This is a genomic window from Kitasatospora sp. NPDC090308 (genome assembly GCF_044769485.1).
GTDB lineage: Bacteria > Actinomycetota > Actinomycetes > Streptomycetales > Streptomycetaceae > Kitasatospora > Kitasatospora fiedleri.
In genome coordinates, this window is sequence record NZ_JBIVXY010000016.1 from 60,530 (window position 1) to 82,147 (window position 21,618).

Sequence of the window (21,618 nt, forward strand, 5' to 3'; positions counted from 1 at the left end):
TCTGCTGAGCAGTGGCAACAGAACGCGACGAGAAGCGGGGCGGCACATGCGGGACGGCCGGTGGGTGACGGTCACCGACTCGGAGTTCCAACACGAGCGCCGCGGCCTGGAGGCTATCCGCGAGAAGCTGTCGGACTCCGATCCGTGGCGTGCCTGGTCGAACTTCACGTTCACTGCCAACACCGGTCACGTCCGGGAGGTCGACTTGCTGGTCGTCGCCCCGGGCGGCGTGCACCTGATCGAGCTGAAGGACTGGCACGGTAGCGTCGAGTCCCGCAACGGCACCTGGCTCCAGACCCAGCCGAGCGGACGCCAGATCACCCACGGTAACCCTCTGCACCTGGCGAACAAGAAGGCCAAGGAGCTGGCCGGACTCCTCGCGCATCACGGCAAGCGGGTCTGGGTGTCGGAGGCTGTGTGCTTCACGGACGCCTCCCTGCGGCTGCGGCTGGCGGCCGCCGACCAGCACGGCGTGTACACGGTCGACCAACTGCTGGAGATGCTGCGCCGCCCTCCGCGGGAGGAGCGGCGGCGCATCGATGCACCGTCGTCCCGCGAGATCAAGGCGGCGCTGGAACGCGTCGGGATCGCGCGCAGTGATGCCGAGTACAAGGTCGGCCCGTACCTCCTGCAGCGGAAGTCGTTCGACTCCGGCCCGACCTGGGCCGACTACCTGGCCCGACACGACGAACTGTCGGAGGTCGCGCGGGTTCGCATCTACCTGCGGGAGCGAGGCTCGGACTCCGGCCTGCGTGCCTCGGTCGAGCGGGCTGCTCTGCGCGAGGCAGCGGTGTTGCGGCGGTTCCGTCACCCCGGGGTGGTGCAGCTGCGCCAGTACGACTCCTCGGGGCACTCGGCCGGCCCGGCCCTGATCTTCGATTACGACCCACGGACGCTGCGGCTGGACGAGTACCTGGTGCAGTACGGCCCGAAGCTCGACATCCTCACCCGAATGTCATTGGTGCGGCAGCTCGCCGAGACGATGCGCTCCGCGCACAGCAATCGCATCTTCCACCGCACGCTGGCGGCCCGGGCCATCCACGTGGTCCCGCGCGGCCGTAGCCGTGCTGCGGGCGCGGAAGGCGAGGACGCGGGCTGGCTCAACCCCCACCTGCAGATCTCCGACTGGCAGATCGCCGTGCACCGTCCGTCCGGGGACAGCTCCCAGGGCGGTGCACGGCATGCGCCGACCGCCCTCTCACAGGCCGGCGCGCACCTGGCGGAGGCGGCCGATCCGTACCTCTCGCCCGAGCTGACCGCTCTCAACGCCGACCCGATCACCTTGGACGTGTACGGGCTCGGTGTGCTCACCTACCTGCTCGCGACCCTCCAGGCCCCGGCCGCGAGCCAGGCCGAGCTGGTCGCACGGTTGGAAGCGGGCGAGGGTCTGCGTCCCAGCGCGGTGGTGGACGGCCTGTCCGAGGACATCGACGACCTGGTCCAGGCCTCGACGGCCTACCTGCCCGCTCAGCGGCTCGCCTCGGTGGACGAGTTCCTGGAGATGCTGGAGTTCGTCGAGGAGAGCCTGACCGCTCCCCCGCCCGCCGAGGGTGCCCAGCCGCTCGAACCTGCCGCCGAACGGCCCGAGAAGGACCCGCTCGAAGCGGTCGCGGGCGACGTACTGAGCGGGCGCTGGGAAGTCCGACGTCGCCTGGGCACCGGTTCCACCAGCCGGGCCTTCCTCGTCCGCGACCTGGCAGCCGACCCGAGCGGACGCCGGTCGAAGGCCTTCGCGGTGCTGAAGGTCGCGCTGAGCGACAGTCGTGGCGAGGTGCTCGCCCATGAGGCGGAGGTGATGGGCCGGCTGCGTCCTGACTCCCGGATCATCCGCCTCGTCGAGCCCGAGCCGGTGCGCATCGGCGGGCGCGCAGTGCTCGTCCTGGAGTACGTCGGCGATGAGCGCGAGATCGAGGAGGCCGCAGCGCCCGGTGCGCGAAGTCGGCGCCGCGAGGAGACCGTCGCCCGGCAGCTGCGCGAGCAGGGCCGTCTCTCGGTCGACCAGCTGGAGGCGTACGGCGACTACCTCTTCGGCGCGGTCGACTTCCTGGAGGGCGAGGGCGTCTGGCACCGGGACATCAAGCCGGACAACATCGCGATCCGCATCCGCCCCAACCGCACGCGCGAGCTGGTACTGATCGACTTCTCGCTGGCGGGCCTGCGCGTGCAGGACACCACGGCCGGCACCGACGGCTACCTCGACCCGTTCATCGGCACGATCACGCGCTCGGTGTACGACGCGCACGCCGAGCGGTACGCCGTCGCGGCGACCCTGCACGAGATGGCCTCGGGCGAGCTGCCGGTGTGGGGAGGCGGTCGGGTCTCCCCGCGTCAGACCGACCCGACGAAGGAGCCGTACCCGACGATCGCGGTCGAAGCCTTCGATCCGGCGATCCAGCAGGGCCTGACTGCGTTCTTCCGCAAGGCTCTGCACCGGGATGCGTCCCAGCGTTTCACCGATCTGAAGCCGATGCGGGACGCCTGGAAGAAGATCTTCCTGGAGCTGGACGCCACTCCGAGCTCCCGGCGAAGCAAGCCCGGGGCGGCTCTTGACTCCGGGAGCGCCGAATCGGTAGCTGCCGAGGGCACGCAGGCCCACGCCACCCCGCCGGTGATCGCGGACGCCGAGCCGGAGAACGCCGAACTGGAACGAGACCGTCTGGCCGCTGCGGCGACCCGGGAGACAGCGATCTCGGCGTCCGGGCTCAGCTTGGCAGCGCAGTCTTTCGTGTTCGGGCTCGGTGTCCACACGGTCGGCGAGCTGCTTGACCTGAGCCAGCGTCAGCTCGTCAACGCACCCGGCCTGGGGGCCAAGACGCGCAAGGAGGTGCTGAGCCGGATCAAGGGCTGGCGGCGCCTCCTGTCCGAGCAATCCGCCGGCCCGCTCACCCCCGAGGGCCGCAAAGCCGCGAAGGCGGAGCTGGAGGAGCTGACGGCGGCGGAGACCGCGGTCGTGAACGCCATGGTCTCGGACGGCGGCGCGGCCAACGTGCCGGGTCACAGCCTGCGCGCCGTCAGCCTGGATACCCTGGCGACCGTCTTCGTACCGGAGCTGAAGAAGAACGACCTCAACCGCAACGAGGTCGAGATGGTGCGGCTGCTGCTGCGCCTTCCGAACGAGAGCGGCGTCCTCCCCGAGATCGGCGTGTGGCCGAAGCAGAAGGACGTTGCGGACGCCCTCGGTCTGACGGCCGGCCGCATCCCGCAGATGCTGAAGACGCAGCGCACCCGCTGGCGCAAGCAGCCAGCGGTGCAGGTCCTACGCGAGGAGGTCCTGGAGCTGCTGCGGTCGCTGGGCCGGGTCGCGTCGGCCGCCGAGATCGCGGACGCCCTCGCCGTCCGGCGCGGCACCTGGCTCCAGGGGCGCGAGCAGCGCCGGGCGCTCGCCCTGGCGGCGGTGCGAGCGGTGCTGGAGATCGAACAACTCGACCCGGAGACGAGCGAGTTCCGGCACGTCGCCAACCGTGACGCGGCCGACGAAGGCATGGGCGCCGGCCTGCTGGCGTTGGAGGTCGGCGAGGATGACGACCCCGCGACCCCGTCCGCACCGGGTCTGCTGGACTACGCGCAACGGCTCGGCAAGGTCGCCGACCGGCTGGCGAGGCTCGACACGCTGCCGACCGCAGCGACGGTCCTGGCCGAGCTGGGCGCCGTCACCCCACCGAACGGCGTGGTGGAGTGGGACGAGCGACGGCTGGTGGAGGTGGCCGCCGCGGCCTCCCGCAACGCGGCCGCGACTCCTCGCCTTGAGATCTACCCGCGCGATCTTTCGCTGGTACGGGCGCTGCGCCTGACCCAGGCGGGCCTGGTTCGGATCACACCCGGCGTGCCGGAGGCGCGGCAGCCCGGTCTCACGGCCGAGGACGTGCACGAGCGCATCCGCGCCCGCTTCCCGGAGCTGCTGGACGAGCGCGGCGGCTACTCGTTGCCCACCGGCGGACGACTGACGGCGGCCCTCCGGGAGGCCGGCTTCGACCTGGTCCTCGGGATGCGCGAAGACACCCGGACCCCGCGCTACCTGCCGCGCCGGGCGGAAAGCGGCTCCAGCTACCTCAGCTCGGGCGCCGGTCGCCAAGCGACGCGCACCGCGCACGTCACCCGCTACGCGGACGACCCGCTGCTGGCGGGCGCCGTCCAGGCGGAGGAGCGGCTCGCCTCGTCGGCGCGCCGCGACGGCTTCCGCGCGCTGACGGTACGGACCGGTCTCGCGCGGGAGGCAGTGCGCGAACTAGGCGGCGAGGGAAGCAGGTTCGGCGCCGAGACGGTGTCGGTGGCTGAGCTGCTGATCGCTGCCCTGCACGAGCTGGTGGACGCCCGACCGAAGCCGACCTGGGCAACCATTCTGCGCGCCGACGCGGCCGAGCCGGGGACCACAGCGGCGATGAAGTTCGCCGAGTACGCACAGACGGCCTGGGGCGCGGTCGAACCGAGGATCGGCGAGCTGGTGACGGCGAGCACCCCTGGGCGGCCTGTCCTGCTGGTCGACGGCGGAGTGTTCGCGCGGTACGACGCCATGGGCGTGCTCGACCGGCTGGCAGGGCGCTCCCGCAACGGCGGCCGGCCGCTGTGGCTGCTCTGCCCGCAGAGCGACCCGGCGCGCGACCCCCGTCTTGGGACGGTGGCCGTCCCGTACCAGGCGGGGCTCGGGGAATGGATCGAACTTCCGGACTCGTGGGTCAACAACGCCCACCGAGCCGGCGAGATGGGAGAAGTGGCGAAGTGATCGACCGCAAGGCGCTGTTGGCTGACCTCATCAAGCAGGTCAAGGCGGTCGAAGCGGACCTCGGCGCGCAAGCCAAGGCCGTCGAGGAGGTCCGGGTACGGCTGCGCGGTGAGTACGACCGGGCGCGCAAGCTCGGACGTACGGCGGCGACGTGGACTTCGTGGCTCGACGAGCGCATCACGCAGGTGGCGGTCGCGTGGGTGCTGGGCACGGTGTTCGTGCGGTTCTGCGAGGACAACCAGCTGATCCCCGAGCCGTACTTGACCGGTCCGTCGGACGAGCAGCGCGACCTCGCCCTGGAGCGGTACGCAGCGTACGTCGATGAGGACGCCGACCCGACGTACCGCGGCTGGCTGGAGCGCTCGTTCGCAGAGCTGGGCACCGGACAGGCCGGGAAGCTGCTGTTCGACCGGCGCCACAACCCGCTGTACCAGATCCCGCTCTCGCATGACGGCGCGCGGGAGCTGGTCGAGTTCTGGCGTGAGCGGGACGAGGCGGGCGTCCTAGTCCACGACTTCACCGACCTGCTGAACGAGGACGGTACAGAGGGGTGGGACACTCGCTTCCTTGGCGACCTGTACCAGGACCTGTCAGAGGCGGCGCGGAAGACGTACGCACTGCTCCAGACCCCTGAGTTCGTTGAGGAGTTCATCCTCGACCGGGCGATGGACCCTGCAGTGCGGGAGTTCGGGTACGCGGACCTAAAGATGATCGACCCCACGTGTGGGTCAGGCCACTTCGTGCTGGGCGCCTTCCGGCGGCTGGTACGGCTGTGGAGCGAGGGCCAGCCTCATCGCGACTTGCACGAGCGGGTGCGGGCGGCACTGGACTCGGTGCATGGCGTCGACATTAACCCGTTCGCAGTCGCCATCGCGCGCTTCCGGCTACTCGTCGCGGCAATGGCGGCGGCGCAGGTGCGCACGCTGGCGGAGGCTGGGAAGTATGACTGGCCAATCCACCTGGCCGTGGGAGACTCGCTGATCAAGGCCCGACAGCTCGAACTCACCTTGCTGGGTGAGGAGTCAGGCGACGAGCTCGCGGAGTTCGCGTACGCGACCGAGGACGTGCACGAGCACCCAGGCATCCTGGAGGAGGGGCGCTACCACTTGGTGGTGGGTAACCCGCCGTACATCACGGTCAAGGACAAACAGCTCAATTCACTTTACCGCGAGCTGTACGACGCTTGCACAGGAAAGTACGCGCTCTCGGTTCCGTTCGCTCAACGCTTCTTCGAGCTGGCGAAGGCCGGGGGCACGGACGGGCGCGGGTATGGCATGGTCGGCCAAATCACAGCGAACTCATTCATGAAGCGAGAGTTCGGGAGCAAGCTGATCAAGGACTACTTCGCACACAGGGTCGAGCTTTCGGAAATCATCGATACCTCCGGCTCCTATATTCCCGGGCACGGCACGCCGACACTCATTCTGGTTGGACGGCGCCGATCCACCGGCCGGTCAGAGACAGTCCGAACCGTGCGAAGCATCCAAGGGGAACCTTCAGCTCCGAAGAATGCAGCAGAGGGGCTGGTTTGGCGTGCCATCGTGAGCCAGATCGACAAGCGCGGGTCGGTAAGCCAATGGGTTTCCGTGGAAGATCTACAGAGGTCACGATTTTTCGGGAGCCACCCGTGGATCATGGCGGACGGCGGCCTCGAGATGGTTGAACAGATGGCTGAACATGCGCCTGCCACCATCAAGGAGGTATCAGAATCAGTCGGAGTCGCCGCGGTCACCGGCGAAGATGACATGTTCGTTTTTGAATCCCCGTCGGCAACCTGGCTCCCTGCACATGCGGTACGAGTGCGACCCTTTGTTGAAGGTGACCAAATTCGAGACTGGTATGGCGAGCCCAGTGCGTACGCCATATTTCCGGTTGGCACAAACGAGATTGACCGAAATCGCCTGGAATCAGGCCCCTTGTGGCCAGGTCGCCAGGTACTACGGAACAGTCTCTACTTCTCTCAAACAAAGGAGCAGCGCGGTCTACCGTGGTCAAGCTACACATTTCACAAAGAGGGCCGACTCAACGCGAAGCATCTAATTGCATTCGCAGAGGTTTCTACACATAACCATTTCGTACTGAATCGCGGCAGTAACGTACTCAAACAGACCGCGCCAGTGATCAAGCTGCGAGAAGGATCTAGCAGGGAGGAACATCTACAACTGGTTGGACTACTTAACAGTTCGACAGCTTGCCTATGGCTAAAGCTAAACTGCCACGACAAGGGTATTCGTGGAGAGGGCGGAGGCTTCACGAGCGACGATTGGGAACGTTTCTATCAGTTCAATGGCTCCAATGTGGAGCGCTTCCCTCTCCCTACCGACTATCCCATTGCTCTTGCTACTGCACTCGACTCACTTGCCCAAGAGCTCGCTGCCGCCCGTCCAGAATCGCTGATCGGCGCCAATGCGCGCGCCCTGACTGCCACGTCGGCGCGCGAGGCGAAGATTAAATGGAACACGATCCGTTCTCGCATGATCGCGCTCCAAGAAGAGCTGGATTGGCAGGTCTATTCTCTCTACGGCCTTCACCCCACCGATCTGCGCGCACCCGAGGATTATGTCCCTGAACTAGCACTGGGCGAGCGAGCATTCGAGATCGCGCTAGCTCGCAGAGTCGCTGTGGGGCATGCTTCCGACGAATGGTTCAAGCGGCATGGCTCTACGGCCATCGTTGAGTTCCCGTCCCACTGGTCCGACACCTACAAGGCCGTCGTGGAGAAACGCATGGAGGCCATCGCAACCTCCCGCGCTATCGGCATGATCGAGCGGCCCGAATACAAGCGTCGCTGGGCGACAGAGGGCTGGGACGCACTCCAGGCTAAGGCCCTACGCTCCTGGCTGCTTGACCGCATCGAGCGCCGCGAGCACTGGTTCCAGGATTACCAGCCCGCCCTCCTCACCGGAGCTCAGCTCATCGATGCACTCTCCCGCGACGAGGCCTTCGTCTCCGTTGCAGGACTCTACGCTCCCCGAAATGAGCTCGCGGCCGTCGTCACCAACCTACTCGCCGATGAGCATGTGCCGTTCCTCTCCTCTCTGCGCTACAAGCCCTCCGGGCTGAAGAAGCGCGCGGACTGGGAACAGGTGTGGGACCTCCAGCGCCAGGAGGACGCTGCCCCGGACGAACCAGCCAAGCGGAAGATCCGGGACTCGATCCCCGTCCCGCCGAAGTACACCTCGGCCGACTTCCTCAAGCCGTCCTACTGGAAAGCCCGGGGCAAGCTCGACGTACCCAAGGAGCGGTTCATCTCTTACTCGACGGCCACTTCCGGAACTCCCGACCTCTACGGTTGGGCCGGCTGGGACCATCGCGAGCAGGCACAGGCCCTCACCACGTACTTCACCAACAACCACTTCTCCACCGAGGAGTTGACCCCTCTTCTCGCAGGCCTGCTGGAGCTCCAGCCCTGGCTGACCCAGTGGCACGACGAGTTCGACGCGATGTACGGCGGCTCCCCCGCCGACTTCTTCGCCGGCTACCGCTCGCAGATCCAGGGCGAGCACGGCCTGACCGACGACGACCTCCGCGCCTGGCGTCCCGCAGCCCCCACTCGCCGCGGTGGCGGCCGCCCCGCCAAGAAGTAAACAGAAAACCAGCACTGCCACGCTGTGCTACTCAGTAGCACAGCGTGGCACCCCCGACATACCATGGATGACATGACGGCCCAGCCCGAGATCACCCAGCGGGACCTGCGCAGCAGATCCAAAGAGATCATGGACGCGGTCCAGGCCGGCCAGGCCTTCACCGTCACCCGCGACGGGCACCGGATCGGCGAGCTCGTCCCGCTGCGGCGGCGCAGGCGATTCGTCTCGCGCAGCGAGTTCGCGGCGATGTCCCGGAGCGCTCCGGACATCTCCCTCGACGCCTTCCGGGCCGACCAGGACGCGACAGCCGATCAGCACCCGGACGACCCGTATGCCCGTTGAGCCGAAGCAGCAGCACGCACAGGGGCTGCTCGACACCAACATCATGATCTTGCGCAAGTGGTTGGACCCGGCGGAACTCCCCGACGAGATGGCGATCACCGCCATCACGCTCGCCGAGCTCTCCGCCGGGCCGCACGAGGTGCGTGGCAACGCCGAGCAGGACGACTACGACGAGTACGCCGAGCGTGCCCGCCGCATGGACGTACTCCAGCGCGCCGAGAACGAGTTCGACCCGATCCCGTTCGACGCCGAGGCCGCACGCATCTACGGGAGGGTCTGCGCAGCTGTGATCGGCTCCGGCCGTAAGCCCAGGTGCCGGGTGGCGGATCTGATGATCGCCGCCATCGCGATCGCCCAGGATCTGCCGCTGTTCACCACCAACCCTGATGACTTCAAGGGGCTCGAGAGCCTGCTCACCATCGTGCCGGTGACCCGGCCGGTGGTGCTCCATGATCGCTGATGCAGTGAGCGATCGGCGCTGTGCCGTCCGCGCACAACGCCCCAGCACGAGATGACGACGAAGACGAAGACGGAACGGAAGAAAGAGATCATGGCCTCGACCCCGGCCCAACCGCCCCTCCTCCGCGATGTCATCGACATCAAGCCGTCCATCTCCACCTCAGACTTCGTCCTGAAGCTCGCCGAGGCCGTGAGCGATAAGGGCGCCGCCGCGGCGCTGCGAGACTACGTCGTCACCGACCGTCTGCTGGAGAACTTCGACGAAGCCCTGGGTCTCATCAAGGCGGCTCTCGACGGGCACACCTCCAAGGCCGCCTATCTCCACGGTTCATTCGGTTCCGGTAAGTCGCACTTCATGGCCGTCCTGCACGCCCTCCTCCGGGGCAACCAGACTGCTCTCGCCCGGACCGAGTTCGATTCCCTCCTGACCAAGCACGAGTGGTTGAGCGTCGAACGCAAGCGGTTCCTGCTGGTGCCGTACCACATGCTTGGCGCGAAGTCCCTGGAGCAGCGCGTCCTTGGCGGTTACGTCTCACACGTCAAGGCCCTGCACCCGGACGCGCCGACCCCGCAGGTGTACCGCACGGACTCACTCTTCGAGGACGTCCGTCGCCTGCGCGCCAACGTCGGCGACGAGAAGTTCATCGCGGGCCTCGCCGGCGGCACCGCAAACGCCGTCGACGAGGACGACGAGTGGGGCGAGGCCTTCTCGTGGACCTCAGCCCTCCTCGACACCGCGCTCACTGCCGAACAGGTGGACAGCACCGACGCCAACCTCAACATCGTCAGCCCCACCACCCCCGCCGAACTGCGCGCCAAGCTCGTCCACGACGCCATCGCCGGTTGGTTCCCGGGCTTCGCGCAGAACGCGAAGGAGGACGAGTTCGGCTTCATCTCCCTGGACGCCGGCCTGGCCGTCATCGCCGCGCACGCGAAGGCACTCGGTTACGACGGCCTGATCCTCTTCATGGACGAGCTGATCCTGTGGCTCGCCAACCGCATCCACGACCAGAAGTTCGTCTCCCGCGAGGCAGACAAGATCACCAACTTCGTGGAGGGCGCCGACTCCCGGCGCGCGATCCCGGTGGTGTCGTTCATCGCCCGCCAGCGCGACCTGCGCGAGCTGGTTGGCGAGGAGGTGTCGGGCGCGGCCGAGACCGCGATCCAGGACAGTCTGAACCTCGCCTCCGGCCGGTTCGACAAGATCACCCTCGAGGACCGCAACCTCCCCCAGATCGCCCACGCCCGCCTCCTCAGGCCGAAGGACACCGAGGCAGCCGCCAAGCTCGACGCGGCGTTCACGAAGGCCAAGCGGGTCGGACCGCAGGTCTGGGACGTCCTGCTCGGCTCCGAGGAGGGCACCACCGGCGCGGACGAGGAGTCGTTCCGCCTGACGTACCCCTTTTCCCCCGCCTTCATGGACACCCTCGTCCACATCTCCTCCGCCCTGCAGCGCTCCCGCACCGGTCTGAAGCTGATGGGCCAGCTGCTCGCCGACCACCGCGACGAGGCCCGCCTCGAGCAGCTGATCCCGCTCGGCGACCTCTACCCGGTCATCGCGGACGGTGGCGACAAACCGTTCGTCGACAGCCTGAAGGCCGAGTTCCAGGCCGCCGACAAGCTCTACCGGACCAAGCTGCGCCCGTACCTCCTGGGCGTCAGCGAGATCACGGAGGAGGACATCGAGCGCTACCGGAACCGGCCGGACAGTATCACCGATCCGCAACTCGCCCAGCGTTGCCGCAACTTCATCGGTGACAACCGACTGATGTGCACTCTCCTCCTCTCCGCCCTCGCGCCCAGCGTGCCCGCGCTGCGCGACCTGACGATCCGTCGGCTCGGTGCGCTCAACCACGGCTCGGTCGTCTCGCCGATCCCTGGTGCCGAGGTCGGCGTCATCAAGTCGAAGGTCGCCGATTGGGCCGCCCGCTTCGCCGAGATCAAGGAGACCGGCACCCAGGTCAACCCGGGCGTGCGGCTCGAACTCGCCGGCGTGGACGTGGACTCCGTCATCGCCAACGCCAACGTCAACGACAACCCCGGCAACCGGCGTGCCCTGGCCCGTCGGCTGCTGGCCGAGGAACTGGGCGTCGAAACGCATGACGGACGCCTGGACGCCGACGAGCTGAAGCTCGTCTGGCGCGGCTCCAACCGGTCGGTCGAGGTGGTGTTCGGCAACATCGCCGACCCGGACAGCCTGCCCGACCACGAGTTCACCCCGAGCTTCGAGGGCTCCTGGCGGTTCGTCGTCGACTTCCCGTACGACGAGAACGAGTACGGCCCGGCCGAGGACGCCAACCGCATCCGCGACCTGCGGGCACGCGGTGGCGAGCAGCGCCCCCGGACGATGGCCTGGATTCCGACGCGCCTGTCGGCTGCGCGCTTCCAGGACTTCCGGCGTCTGGTCACCATCGACTACGCGCTCAGCGACCAGCGCCGCTTCGACACCCAGTACGCCGGGCACCTGAACGCCGACAACCGGGCACGGGCCAAGGCCCTCCTGGAGGGCCAGCGTGAATCGCTCGCCAAGACGGTGAAGGCCGCCCTCAAGCAGGCGTACGGGCTGGCGGAGAAGAAGAGCTCCGACGTCGAGCTCGGCTTCGACGACCATTTCGAGCCGCTGCCGGACGTGCCCGATCTGCGTCCGTCCATCGGCCAGTCGTTGCACGATGCCGCCCGGCACGTGGCCGGCAAGCTCCTCACCCACCAGTACCCGGCCCACCCCGACCTCGACCCGGACGGCCACGGCATCCCGGTCAAGCCGGCCGACGCTCGTACCGTCTTCACACACGTACGGGCCGCGAGCGAGGCCAGCGACCGCCGCGTCGAAATTCCGGCCAAGGACCGCCCGCTGATGAAGCGGATCGCGGGGCCGCTCGGCCTCGGCCAGCAGAAGGAGGCGTACTTCGAGCTGTCCACCCGCTGGGCCGACCACTTCCGCCAGCAGGCACGCGTCGACGGCGTCACCGGCGACCTCGGCGTGGTCCGGCTCACCGAGTGGCTGGACCGCCCGGAGCCGATGGGGCTCGATCCGTTCCTGGCCAACCTGGTGATCGCCTCCTTCGCCGAACTCGACGACCGCGTCTGGGTCCGCGGTGGCGGGCTGCTCGACCCGGCCCCGGAGCCATCGGCGATCAAATCCGGTGACGCCCTGCGCACCCAGCCGCTGCCCGAGGAGGACACCTGGCAGGAGGCTCGCCGCCGGTACGAGGAGATCTTCGGCAGCAAGGCGCCCACCCTGCGGCGCAGCCGGATCGTCGGCCGGTTCGCCCGCGACATCGTGGACGCCGCGCGCCGCTACCAGCCGCACGCCACCGACCTCGTCAAGGAGCTGGAGAAGCGCGCCGAACTGCTCGGTCTGGACGACGCGGACGGCTCCGGCCGGCTCGCCCTGGCCCGGCGCTCCCTCGCGCTGCTCGACGCGCTCCTCGCCGCTGACAAGGGCGCGGCCGCCGGTTCCGGTTCGGCCAAGCAGATCATCGGCGTCCTCGCCGGCTTCGACCTCGGTGAGGTCTCGGGCGACCGGTACGGAACGTCCGTCAAGCAGGCCGAGTCCGTCGCCTCGGCCCTCGCCAGGGCAGCCTGGGACATGCTCAAGCTCGCGCCCAACTACGGTCCCGAGGGCATGGCTGTGCTCGCAGAGCTGCGCGGTGCGGCGCGCGTCGACCAGCGCACCAGTAACCTGCCCGAGGCACTGACGGATGCCCGGCGTGCCATCATCAGGGTCGTCGAGCGCAGCCAGGCCGCTGCCGTCCCCACGCCGTCCCCCGCGAGGACACCTGCACCGGAGCAGCCGGCGAAGGCCGTCCCCGGGCCCGACTCGTTGGACCTCACGACGCCCACCAGCCACCCCTCGGTGTCGACCGAGCCCACCACCCGCCGTCCCAGCCGCTCCGGTGGAGGTCGGACCACCGCAGCACGGGCGGTCGCCGAACTGCGGGCCGAACTGGACGAACTGGCGGCGCGTGAGCCCGACGTGACGGTCGAGATCACCTGGCGGGTTGTGGAATGAGCACTCCGGTCGTCACCAGCGCGGTGCGCCTCAACACCGCCACCGTCACCCAGTACCTGGCCTCGCAGTCCGGGCTCGCTGCGGGCCGACGGAAGGCCGTCCTGCTGCGAGCCGCCCCGGAATGGGACGGCCCAGCCGAGCTCGGCTGGGGCGAGCGCCGGGCCCGGGTCGCCGCGGCGCCGTCAGCGCTCGCCGTGTACGAGCTGGTGCTGACGCACCTGGCACCGGAGGCACCGGGCCCGGAGGTGCTGGTCGTGCTCACGGACCAGGAGGAGTCCGAGCTCGGACCCGACCTGCTGGCCAGGGTGCACAAGCAGCGGGTCAACGCCGTCGACACCTGGGACGTGGTCCGGCAGGCATTCGGCGCCGGCAGCACCGACAATCGGCTGCTCAAGGACAACTGGGCCGCCGAGGCGCTGCTCGACGCCACGCCGCCGGCAGGCTGGCCGCAGCTGGCGGGCGGCGTGCTGTCCCGGCGCGGCGCCCTCGGTGCGCTCGCCCTGCGGCGGCTCGGCATCGGTCGCTTCGACCCGGACCGGGACGAGCGATCGGCTCCTGACAGCGGCCTGGACGTACCCGCCCTGCTGCGCTGGTCGCTCACGCCCGGCGGGCCGGACCGCTTCCTGGCACTGCGAGCCCCGGAACGGTCAGGGCTGGCCGGGCTCCTCGGCGAGGCCGACCAGGCCGGGCTCACCGGCCGGGCCCTGTTGGCGCTGGTGGAAGCCGATCATGGTCCGGACGCGGTCGCATTCGGGCTGGTCTGCGCAGCACTGTGGGTGCACGCGGACGCCGCAGCGGATGCCGAGGACTACCGGGCGCGCGGGCGGGCCGAGCGGTGGTTCGGTGACGAGCCGCCCGCGCACGGCGAGGCGCTGGACGCACTCGTCGCCGCCTTCGGTCGCTCGTGCGAGGAGTTCGTGTCGGTCCTGCTGCTGTCCGGCCGTTCCGGGTTCGACGACGATGCGGCGGCCGCCCGTCGGCTGACCGGAGCCGTTCTGGATCGCGCGGCCTCGCTGGTCGAGCAGTTGGGCGCGCAGCGCGCCGCCGAGTCCAGCCCGGTCCTGGTCGCCGGGCTGGAGGCCCGCTTCGCCGCCGTCGGTCGAGCTCTCGGCAAGGGCGACCCGGCGCGTACGGCAGCGGCGGTGAGGGCCCTGGGCGACCACCGGCTGGCCCCGGGCCGGACTGTCCGGACCAGGGTCGAACGGACGCACATGGCGCAGCGGCTCACCCAGTGGCTGGCCACCGACCCGGCGACCGAGAGCACGACGGTCGCGGCCGGCATCGACCGTCACCTCGCCGAGACCGCCTGGGTCGACCTGGCGCTCGAGCACGTCGAGGCGGGCGGCGACCCCAACCACGTCCTCAAGTCCGCTTATGACGAGCTCTGCACCTCGGTCCGCGCCCGACGACGGGAGATCGACCGCCGTTTCGCGCAGACCCTCGCCACCTGGACAGCGGCCGGGACGGACCCCGGCTCCATGCTGACGGTGGAGACCTTCCTGCCTCGGGTCGTCGGACCGGTGGTGAAGGCGGCCGAGCGCCGCCTGCTGCTGGTGGTCGTCGACGGGATGAGTGCCGCCATCGCCACGGAACTCGGGGCCGAGCTGCGCGAGCACTGGGCCGAGTACGACCCGTACCCGCGGCCTTCCACCGGCCCTGCGCCCGAAAGCTCGTCAAGTTCCCCCCAGCGGCGTGCGATCGCCGCTGCCTTGCCCACCATCACCTCCGTCTCCCGTACCTCGCTGTTCGCGGCGAAGCTGATGAAGGGATCGCAGGCCGACGAGAAGCGGATCTTCCCGACGCACCGGTTCTGGGGTGGCCAGAAGGTCGCGGTCTTCCACAAGGACGACCTGCGCAGCGAGACGGGCGGTGACACGTTCGGGCCCGGGCTGTCCGAGGCCCTGGTCGGTGACACGCACGTGGCGGTGGTGCTCAACACCGTCGACGACCGGCTCGCGAAGGAGCAGAAGCTCGGCGACGGCGCCTGGAGGCTCAGCGAGATAGGAGGGCTGCAGGACCTGCTGAGCATCGCCGCCACCCAGGGGCGGGCGGTGATCCTCACCAGCGACCACGGGCATGTCGTCGACCGGCGGGGACTCAAGGTCGACCGCGACGGCGCCGCCTCGGCCCGGCACCGCGCGCCAGGCGGACCCCTGGCCGACAACGAGATCGTGCTGTCCGGGCCACGTGTGATCTCGTCGGAGACCGGCGGTGAAATCGTGGCGCTGTGGGACGCCGACTCCCGGTACACCGCGCTGAAGGCCGGATACCACGGCGGGGCTTCCCTGGCCGAATTCGCCATCCCGGTCCTTGCCTTGCTGCCGTTCGGAGCCGCTCCGCCCAAGGGATGGCGGGAGCTGGGCAGCCCGGAGCCCGAATGGTGGGCGGTGGCCTCGGGCGCGAAGCCTCGACCGGCACCGGTCGCCGTCGTTCCGCCGAAGAAAGCCACCAAGCCGACTCGGCCCGCGAAGGCGCCTGCTCAGCCGCCGGCCGGTCACGACGCCCTGTTCGAGGTCGCGCTCGCCCCCTCGCTCGACGGCGAGACGCTGCTGGCGCCCACCGTGGTGTCCCCTCAGGACACCCTGGTCAGCGGTCTGCTCGTCTCGCAGGTCTTCCTGGACCAGGTGGACCTGCTCGCCCGCAAGCCGGACCTGGCGAAGGTCGAGAAGGCCGTGCACGTGTTGCTGGACGCAGGCGGGACACTACCCGTGACCGCGTTGGCCCAACGGATCGGCCTGCTCACGACCCGCGCCGACGGCTTCGCCGCCGTCCTGCGGCAGCTGCTCAACTACGACAGCATCCAGGTGCTCGAAACACTCCCCGACGGCCGCACCCTGCGGCTCGACACGGGGCTGCTGCGCACCCAGTTCGGGCTGAAGTGACCCGCGGCCGGGGCGGGCGTTCCTGCCCCGGCGCAACGGTTGAGCTGCGCAGCAGTCACGGTCCGGCCGAAGTACTGAACATCGGCCCGATCGTGGTTCGCCGTAATGGAAGACTGTCCGCGTGAGCACCGCCGGATACCCCCGCCCCACGTCCGTCAGCGCGGCCCGCCGCCGGGACGTGATCGACGCGCTGCGTCGAGGCGCCGTTCCCGAGAACGGACTCGACCTGCTCGCCACCGGGCTCGGCCGGTTCGAGTCCGCGCTGGACGGCGAGTTGGAAGCAGTCGCCTCGGGCGCTTCGGTCTTCAAAGCGGTACGTGGTGAGTACGGATCGGGCAAGACGTTCTTCACCCGATGGCTCGGGGAGCGGGCCAAGCGCCGGAACTTCGCCGTCGCCGAGATCCAGATCTCCGAGACGGAGACGCCGCTGCACCGGCTGGAGACCGTCTACCGCCGACTCACCGAGCAGCTGACCACGGCCAGTTTCCCGCCCAGCGCCCTGCGCGCCGTGGTAGACGCCTGGTTCTACGCGCTGGAGGAGGACGCGCTCGCCGCCGGAGCGACCGAGGAGCAGCTGCCCGAGGAGGTCGAGCGGCTGCTCGCCGCCAGGCTCAGCGAGGTCTCCCGGCACGCGCCGTCGTTCGCAGCCGCGCTTCGCGGGTACCGCACCGCGCTCAGTGGGGGCGACGAGAGCACGGCCGGCGCCATTCTGGCCTGGCTCGGCGGCCAGCCCAACGTCGCGGCCTCGGCCCGCCGGGCCGCCGGCGTGCGGGGCAATCTGGATCACTTCGGTGCCCTCGGCTTCCTGCAGGGGCTGCTCGCGGTCCTGCGGGACTCCGGTCACGCGGGGCTCTTCCTCGTCCTCGACGAGGTCGAGACCCTGCAGCGGGTACGCTCCGATGCCCGCGACAAGGCGCTCAACGCGCTGCGCCAGCTCATCGACGAGGTGCACTCCGGCCGTTTCCCCGGTCTCTACCTGGTCATCACCGGCACACCTGCCTTCTACGACGGGCAACAGGGCGTCCAGCGACTTGCCCCGCTCGCCCAGCGACTCGCCACGGACTTCACGACCGACCCGCGCTTCGACAACCCGCGCGCTGTCCAACTCCGGTTGCCCGGCTTCACCCTGGACTCGCTGACCGGCCTCGGATCGACGATCCGGGATCTGTACGCCGAGGGCGCGGACTCGCCCGAACGGGTGAAGACCCTCGCGGACGATCCCTACGTCGCCGATCTGGCCAAGGCGGTGGGCGGAGCACTGGGTGGCAAGATCGGCGTGGCGCCGCGGCTGTTCCTCAAGAAGCTCGTCGGCGACGTGCTCGACCGCATCGACCAGTTCGACGACTTCGACCCGCGGCAGCACTACCGTCTCACCGTCTCCAGCAACGAACTCACCGATACGGAGCGGAACCTCGCAGCAGCCGGATCAGCCGACGACATCGAGCTGGAGCTGTGATGGAAGGACTCGAGGGTTCCCTGCCGAGTTCTGTGCGCGGCACGGATCCCGTCGAACGGCTCGACCCGGTCGTCCTGCACCACATCGTGAACACTCTCGGCTGGCCCGATCTTCGTCCCCTGCAGCGAGCCGCGATCAACCCGCTGATGGACGGCAAGGACGTGGTGCTGCTCGCGCCGACCGCGGGCGGCAAAACCGAAGCCGCCTGCTTTCCCGTGCTCTCCACGATGGTTCAGCAAGGCTGGACCGGCACCTCCGTGCTGTACCTGTGCCCGCTGAAGGCGCTCCTGAACAACCTGGTGACACGCGTCGACTCGTACGCACAGTGGCTCGGTCGGCGAGCGGAACTGTGGCACGGCGACACCAAGGAGTCCCAACGTCGTCGCATCCGCAGCGAGTCGCCGGACGTCCTTCTGACCACTCCCGAGTCGCTCGAGGCGATGCTCATCGGTGTGAAGACCGACCATGCACGCCTTCTCGGGTCCGTCCGCGCAGTCGTGGTGGACGAGGTCCACGCCTTCGCGGGGGACGACCGTGGGTGGCACCTGCTCGCCGTGCTGGAGCGGCTCGAGCGGGTCACCGGGCGGCCCATCCAGCGCATCGGGCTGTCGGCCACGGTCGGCAATCCTCAGCAGCTGCTGACCTGGTTGCAAGGGTCCGGGGCGGGGAGCCGCACCGGGGAAGTAGTCGCACCCGACCTCGCGGCTGCACCTAGCGGTGCCCCGCCCGCCGGTGACGTGGAACTCGACTACGTCGGCTCGTTGGAGAACGCCGCCAAGCTCATCTCGGCCCTACACCGCGGCGAGAAGCGGCTCGTCTTCTGCGACTCCCGCAGGCAGGTCGAGGAGCTCGGGGCCGCACTGCGCGCCCGTGAGGTCACCACCTTCCTGTCGCACGCGTCCCTCTCCGCAGAGGAACGTGCGCGCTCGGAGCAGGCGTTCGCCGAAGCCCGTGACTGTGTGATCGTCTCGACCTCCACCCTGGAACTCGGCATCGACGTCGGCGACCTGGACCGTGTGATCCAGATCGACTCGCCCCGCACCGTCGCCTCCTTCCTGCAGCGCATCGGACGGACCGGTCGCCGAGTCGACAGCGTCCGCAACTGCTTGTTCCTGGCCACCTGCGAGGAGTCCCTGCTCCAAGCAGCCGGCCTACTCCTACTGTGGGGACGGAACTGGGTCGAGCCAGTCGTCCCGCCACCCGAACCCCGTCATCTGGTCGCACAGCAGTTGCTGGCCGTGACCCTCCAACATCACAAGATCGGCGAGCATCTGTGGGACCGGGAGTGGAACGGGCTCCCACCGTTCGACCGGTCCTCCGAGCCCATCCTGCGGCACTTGGTCGATCAAGGATTTCTCGACCAGGACGGTGGCCTGCTCTTCATAGGCCCGGAGGCGGAACAGCGCTTCGGGCAGCGTCACTTCATCGAGCTCACGGCTTCTTTCACCGCACCACCCCAGTTCACCGTGCTGTCGGGGCGCACCGAGATCGGGCAGACCGATCCATCCGTACTCACCGAGGAGCGGCCTGGCCCGCGTCGACTGCTGCTCGGTGGTCGCAACTGGCAGGTCACGTTCATCGATTGGGGAAGGCGTCGGGCCTTCGTGGAACCCACCGACAGCGGCGGCGTCGCCAAGTGGACTGGAACTGGCATCGCCGGCCTCTCGTACGAACTGACCCGAGCCATGCGGGACATCCTTCTCGGTTCCGAGCCTCCGGTCTCCCTCACCCGTAGGGCAGAGGCTCGCCTTCAACAACTGCGTGACGAAGAAGCACCTGACAGCGTGCATCCTGCCGGCACCCTCGTCACTCGAGCCGGAGAGGACGTGCGGTGGTGGACCTGGGCCGGCTTCCGCGCCAATGCGACACTGGCTGCCACTCTTCCGGCAGTGGCCGATCCCGTGCAGCGCCCCACTGACTGCTACGTCCGGCTCCGCGAGGACATGACGGCCGAGATGTGGCACGCGGCGCGCACGGCTATCGGCGACCACCTGGTGTTTCCGGATATCGACCACCGGGCTGTGAAGGGGCTCAAGTTCTCCACGGCGCTGCCCGAGCGGCTCGCCATCGCCTCGGTCGCTGCCCGCCTTGCCGACTTCGAGGGAGCATCAGCCGCGCTCCGCGAGCCGACCAGACTGCACGTCGCCCATCGCTGAGGATCGACCCTCCCGCTGTTTACAGAGTGACCAGTGCATGACGCGAAGGTTGTCTCGAGCGTCGGTCTCACGGATCAGAGGGGCTGGCATCTCGCTGATCCGGCCTCCTTAGATACTGAGCCGCCCAGGCCATTGGCTGGCTCGGGGCTCGGCGAGCGAGAGCGAGAGGTGATCGGCTGACACCGGATTCAGCGGGCTCCCTGCTTGGGTCGGTGCGTCGTGAACTGGACGGAAGCGGTCCAGACGCGGTCGCCCTTGCGGGCGGGGCAGCCCCTGTCATAGCAGCGCCAGTACCAGCCGGTTTTGCCCCGTCTGAGGTCGAGTTGGTCTCCCCGGCAGCCGCCGCACCGCGGAGGGCGGGCGAAGTCCTCGGCGTGCTCGTGGTCAAGGATCTTGCGGGCGAAGTGGGCGCCTCGCACGGTCATCATGATCTCGCGGGAGTGGCTCTGGGAGAGGGCGTTGAGGCTGCCGAGCAGGACGGTCTACTCGTCGATGACAACGATCTTCTGGTGCATGACGTTGACGGGGATCACGGAGGAGGTGACGGCCTTGAGTTCGTCGAGGTACTCGGTGAAGCGCTGCTGGTTCTGGTCGCTCTGGTCGCGGACGAACACGGTGATCCGCACGCCGCGACGCACGGCGTCCTCCAGGGCGGGGAGCAGGCTGCGTACGCGCTTCGCGACCCACGGGGTCCAGATCCACAGAGAGTACCGGGCCTGGGACCGTCCGGCTTCCAGTGACGCCACGGGTCATGCCGGGGATGGTGGAGGACGAAGGCATCCGCCACGTCGTAGACGATCTGCACCAGAGCCATCCCCACCCCGCCGTGGAACTTCATCCGGTGGTCCGAGCGCTTGAGCGGGTCCTGCTCCTGCATTCCACGGCCGGGCAGGAATAAAAACCGGTGGGGATCGAGCGGGAGAAGAATGTCGCAGACCTCCACCGCCGCCGGCTGGCTGCCTGTGTCTTGGCCGTTCAGCATCACCATAGGCACGTCGCCGGTGAGCAGACACATGTCGCTGAACCCCAGGCCCCACGGTCTGGCGAAGAGAACCAGCGCGAGCGCAGCAAGGTGTTCGGCCATGTAGCACAGGTGCGGATTGTTGGCGGCAATCGCGGCGATATCCGCCGGCAACTGCGCCACCTCTGCCGGGCCGACGTCGAACATCAGCCGCTTCCTCTGGCGAGTGGTCCGCAGCACCTGCGCGGCCATCCACCAGGCCAGGCGAAGCCGCTCGTCGGCCGTCAGCGGCCACCGCTGGGGCAGCGCCCCCTCGGGGGCATCCAGCATGGCGTCGAAGACAGGCTTCGCCTTGGTTTCGAGCTGCGAAAAGAGTTCCTCGACCGCATGGTGGGGCACGCCTTCCAGGGTGGTACCCCAGTAATAGCCGCGCTCGGCAAGGATGTTGCCGACCATCGTGGGGAACGGCGCGTCGATGGCGGCGGTCCTGCGCACAGTGAGTTCGTGCTGACGTCGGCCGCGGTGCTCGGCGAACCGCCGCAGGTACATCTGCGGCACCGTGTGGTCCCGGATTCTCCCGGCTTCGCGCGCCGTCTTCTTTCCCGATGAGGCTCTGCCCAATTGCCCTCCCGGCTGTGCCTGGCCGGCACCGCGGTCCCCGGCTGGTCCCTGGCAAGATCGCCCGAAGCATGGCAGGGGCAGGTGGCGGCATCAAGAGGTAGACAGCAGAAAAGGCTGCTGATCTGGGATTTCTCCCGATCAACGGCCTTCCGACATCACTGTCGGGACGACAGGATTTGAACCTGCGACCCCTTGACCCCCAGCAGCCGAAAACAAGTGCGTCTATCGTTCTCCTGTCCGGTTCGTTCAGGTCTGGGTCTATCTCGTCCACTTCCCACGACGCCTGATCCAGCCTCATGACACCGAGTCCGTGAGAGGCGCGTGAGTGGGCAGTGAGCCGCAGTGAGCCTCCTCACTGTGGCCCACCCTTGAGCGCACGAGGACCCGGCCCGCCGGTGCCAACTGGCGCGAACTCATCAAAA

9 protein-coding genes and 1 pseudogene are annotated in these 21,618 nt (G+C 68.7%); 8 read left to right on the forward strand and 2 right to left on the reverse strand.

The features are described from left to right. Nucleotides 1–46: 46 nt before the first annotated feature. The 8 genes from pglW (at nucleotide 47) to ACIQVD_RS28690 (ending at nucleotide 19,614) form a co-directional block, all read left to right on the forward strand. Nucleotides 47–4,720, forward strand: coding sequence for a BREX system serine/threonine kinase PglW (pglW, locus tag ACIQVD_RS28655; RefSeq protein WP_402292206.1), 4,674 nt, complete (start codon nucleotides 47–49; stop codon nucleotides 4,718–4,720). Continuing rightward, on the forward strand, nucleotides 4,717–8,307 hold the full coding sequence (gene pglX / locus ACIQVD_RS28660; RefSeq protein WP_402292132.1) for a BREX-2 system adenine-specific DNA-methyltransferase PglX: 3,591 nt from the start codon (nucleotides 4,717–4,719) through the stop codon (nucleotides 8,305–8,307). Before pglW ends, pglX begins: the two co-directional genes overlap by 4 nt. A gap of 72 nt (nucleotides 8,308–8,379) precedes the next feature. Next, nucleotides 8,380–8,649, forward strand: coding sequence for a type II toxin-antitoxin system Phd/YefM family antitoxin (locus ACIQVD_RS28665; RefSeq protein WP_402292133.1), 270 nt, complete (start codon nucleotides 8,380–8,382; stop codon nucleotides 8,647–8,649). After that, complete coding sequence (locus ACIQVD_RS28670; protein WP_402292134.1) at nucleotides 8,639–9,109, forward strand: type II toxin-antitoxin system VapC family toxin; 471 nt, start codon at nucleotides 8,639–8,641, stop codon at nucleotides 9,107–9,109. Before ACIQVD_RS28665 ends, ACIQVD_RS28670 begins: the two co-directional genes overlap by 11 nt. A 90-nt stretch (nucleotides 9,110–9,199) precedes the next feature. After that, on the forward strand, nucleotides 9,200–13,120 hold the full coding sequence (locus ACIQVD_RS28675; protein WP_402292135.1) for a phage resistance protein: 3,921 nt from the start codon (nucleotides 9,200–9,202) through the stop codon (nucleotides 13,118–13,120). After that, complete coding sequence (gene pglZ / locus ACIQVD_RS28680; protein ID WP_402292136.1) at nucleotides 13,117–16,002, forward strand: BREX-2 system phosphatase PglZ; 2,886 nt, start codon at nucleotides 13,117–13,119, stop codon at nucleotides 16,000–16,002. Before ACIQVD_RS28675 ends, pglZ begins: the two co-directional genes overlap by 4 nt. A gap of 121 nt (nucleotides 16,003–16,123) precedes the next feature. After that, entirely contained in the window at nucleotides 16,124–17,458 is a 1,335-nt protein-coding gene (brxD, locus tag ACIQVD_RS28685) for a BREX system ATP-binding protein BrxD (protein WP_402292137.1), read from the forward strand. After that, on the forward strand, nucleotides 17,458–19,614 hold the full coding sequence (locus ACIQVD_RS28690) for a DEAD/DEAH box helicase (protein ID WP_402292138.1): 2,157 nt from the start codon (nucleotides 17,458–17,460) through the stop codon (nucleotides 19,612–19,614). The genes brxD and ACIQVD_RS28690 overlap by 1 nt, the downstream gene beginning before the upstream one ends. Nucleotides 19,615–20,096: 482 nt before the next feature. Here ACIQVD_RS28690 and ACIQVD_RS28695 read toward each other — a convergent pair whose 3' ends face one another. Next, nucleotides 20,097–20,360: a phospholipase D-like domain-containing protein gene (locus ACIQVD_RS28695; RefSeq protein ID WP_402292139.1), complete on the reverse strand. Its 264-nt coding sequence runs from the start codon at nucleotides 20,358–20,360 to the stop codon at nucleotides 20,097–20,099. A gap of 176 nt (nucleotides 20,361–20,536) precedes the next feature. Next, a pseudogene (locus tag ACIQVD_RS28700) lies at nucleotides 20,537–21,124 on the reverse strand (DUF4238 domain-containing protein); the annotation flags it as partial. Nucleotides 21,125–21,618 lie beyond the last annotated feature (494 nt).

Excerpts from the sequence above, each read along its gene's own strand:
- pglW (WP_402292206.1), top strand. The coding sequence starts at position 47 with ATGCGGGACGGCCGGTGGGTGACGGTCACCGACTCGGAGTTCCAACAC.
- ACIQVD_RS28665 (WP_402292133.1), top strand. The coding sequence starts at position 8,380 with ATGACGGCCCAGCCCGAGATCACCCAGCGGGACCTGCGCAGCAGATCC.
- ACIQVD_RS28670 (WP_402292134.1), top strand. The coding sequence starts at position 8,639 with ATGCCCGTTGAGCCGAAGCAGCAGCACGCACAGGGGCTGCTCGACACC.
- ACIQVD_RS28675 (WP_402292135.1), top strand. The coding sequence starts at position 9,200 with ATGGCCTCGACCCCGGCCCAACCGCCCCTCCTCCGCGATGTCATCGAC.
- pglZ (WP_402292136.1), top strand. The coding sequence starts at position 13,117 with ATGAGCACTCCGGTCGTCACCAGCGCGGTGCGCCTCAACACCGCCACC.
- ACIQVD_RS28690 (WP_402292138.1), top strand. The coding sequence starts at position 17,458 with ATGGAAGGACTCGAGGGTTCCCTGCCGAGTTCTGTGCGCGGCACGGAT.